The organism is Nostoc sp. WHI, from assembly GCF_015714725.1.
Taxonomy (GTDB): Bacteria; Cyanobacteriota; Cyanobacteriia; order Cyanobacteriales; family Nostocaceae; genus Nostoc.
Window position 1 is genome coordinate 1 of sequence record NZ_WBKM01000362.1, and the last position, 2,010, is coordinate 2,010.

Annotated in this window: 3 protein-coding genes and 2 pseudogenes; all 5 read right to left on the reverse strand. The window is 43.5% G+C overall.

Going from position 1 to position 2,010, the window contains the following annotated elements; all coding sequences use genetic code 11:
- Window positions 1-656 (reverse strand): annotated as a pseudogene (locus F8S12_RS37175) (hypothetical protein); the annotation flags it as partial.
- A 1-nt stretch (window position 657) separates the two neighbouring features.
- Window positions 658-948 carry a hypothetical protein gene (locus tag F8S12_RS37180; protein WP_230968537.1) on the reverse strand — a complete coding sequence of 97 codons (291 nt, stop codon included), beginning with the start codon at window positions 946-948 and terminating at the stop codon, window positions 658-660.
- A gap of 6 nt (window positions 949-954) precedes the next feature.
- Window positions 955-1,395 (reverse strand): hypothetical protein, encoded by a 441-nt coding sequence (locus tag F8S12_RS37185; protein WP_196520303.1) that lies wholly within the window; start codon window positions 1,393-1,395, stop codon window positions 955-957.
- Entirely contained in the window at window positions 1,385-1,705 is a 321-nt protein-coding gene (locus tag F8S12_RS37190) for a hypothetical protein (protein WP_196521341.1), read from the reverse strand. The genes F8S12_RS37185 and F8S12_RS37190 overlap by 11 nt, the downstream gene beginning before the upstream one ends.
- A gap of 65 nt (window positions 1,706-1,770) precedes the next feature.
- A pseudogene (locus F8S12_RS37195) lies at window positions 1,771-2,010 on the reverse strand (hypothetical protein); the annotation flags it as partial.

A 2,010-nucleotide genomic window follows, 5' to 3' on the forward strand; every position in this document is an offset into this window, starting at 1 on the left:
GACTGTGTACCGCCAGAAAGGTAAAAATGGTGATTACTGCGAAGAGTCATATTTTGATTAGATGCAGCATTACACAGTTCATCGATCCAAGCACCATCAATTCTGATGTACTCAGGATAATTAGCAGCAATGACATGCATTACCTTCATCGCACCCGGATTAATCACCGACTGCACTAATTCTTCATCAATGTCAGCAATATCGGGATTGGGAATACCAGGACGTGGGGGTAATTGTTGTGCTGGTGGTTCGGGAAGTGTCACCAATCCTTGTAACTGATATTCAGTTATCCACCGGGGTCTTTCATTAACAGGCAGACGATTTACATAATCAGCAACTCGGCGCTTGGCAGCAATCGCAGTCGTCACATAATCATAAGCTGCTTGTCCCTGTAAGTGCTGCTTAAGCGCTTTCAAATCAGCTTCTTGCAAAGACTTGTACACCTTTTCTTTACTTTCACTAATTTGAGCAGACACACCAAACAGTCCAGCGCAAACAGTACCAGCACCAAGCAACATCCCAGTTGTTATTCGGTCAGTGTTTAAGAAAAAAGGAGCAGACAGACACATGACTGCTGATACTCCCAATGAACATAAAATAGTTCGCTCCGCATTAATCACAGCGCTAGAACTTAAGCGCTCTAATTCAAATGTCATTCTACCTGACTCCCAATGCTACACCAGCACTAACCAACATCAAGAACACACTCGTAAATATCACCCCAGGCATCAGCCCGATAATGAAAGTTTTTCGATTGAATCCGTAACCTTTAGCAACTAATCCACCAAAATTAAATAACCCCAAAGCCAAACAACAAACGCACACCATGCCAATAATCCACAGCACAAACCGACTAATGGGACTGGCAACTGATAAATAGCCTATGAACATAGACATTCCAATCCCGCATACTCCGTAACCAACATGAGATAACTTAATTTCCATCATTACCTCCTAAAACCTGAATGAATCACCAACTTCATCAAATGCTTTCTCGTATCCCCCCAACTGGCGCTGCTGTTCCTGGGAACCGAAGGCATGACGAATCACTGCTTCCCCATGTAACGCCCTGGTACGCTGCAAATCTTCCTCAACCTTCATGGCTTCTTGGGAATATGCCAATTGGTTTTTATACATTTCTGCCAAAGATTGCAACTGTTTGAGCTTGTGCCGGGAGAACTTTGTATGTAGCCACTTCTGTGCCTTCAAAGTGCCAGCCACCTCAGCCTCATCCAACACTTGCTGTGCTGTAGTGTAAGCAGGTAATGTGTAGCGATCGCGGATTGATGAAGGTAGATTTCCCTCAATTTGAGTAGCATCTCCCACTCTTAAATCTGTTGAAACTATACCGTCATTTTTACTACCAAATAAACCAGGAAGCCATTTACCTAACATTGCTATACGTCTCGTGAATTTGTTGAACTTGTTGACCGATGTAACGATAAATACCGTAGATACCGATGAACGAAAACATCAAAATAGCAAAGGCTGCAATCACTCCTTGAGCCATTAAACCTCGCTGCATCAATTCCTCAACTCTGTTGGCGTTGTGCGATCGCACTTTCGATTCATCAATCAGTTCTTGGAGGATAATGAACTCTTCTGGAGTCAAATCTTTTAGCGTTAGTCCTGACAGATTCAGCTCGCCATCGGTCTTCAGGTGAATATTGATTTGTTGTCTTGTCCGTTCTTTGTATTGCTCCATGAATTGCCACTCCCAAAATGATCGTCAGCAGCAGCATATTCAATGCTGCTGCTAATCCCAAAAATTTACTCGGCTGCATTTGCCAAGCTAATACCGAAAATCCCTTCAACGAGTTCGTTACCGATTGCACGAAAGGATTCCACGTCAGCTTCTTCCTCCATCGCTTTAGAGACAAACTTGCTCACCACGTCCTTGGGAGCATTGCGAATCGTTGATAGCAACTGGTCTGCTTTATCAGTTGTGTAAGCATCAATCCCGACGTTGAGAACATCTTCCAAGGATTGAATTTCTTGGTTTGAAACCTG

What these genes read in the sequence shown, in the direction of transcription:
- F8S12_RS37180 (WP_230968537.1), bottom strand. Translation starts at nt 948, where the DNA reads ATGATGGAAATTAAGTTATCTCATGTTGGTTACGGAGTATGCGGGATT.
- F8S12_RS37190 (WP_196521341.1), bottom strand. Translation starts at nt 1,705, where the DNA reads ATGGAGCAATACAAAGAACGGACAAGACAACAAATCAATATTCACCTG.
- F8S12_RS37185 (WP_196520303.1), bottom strand. Translation starts at nt 1,395, where the DNA reads ATGTTAGGTAAATGGCTTCCTGGTTTATTTGGTAGTAAAAATGACGGT.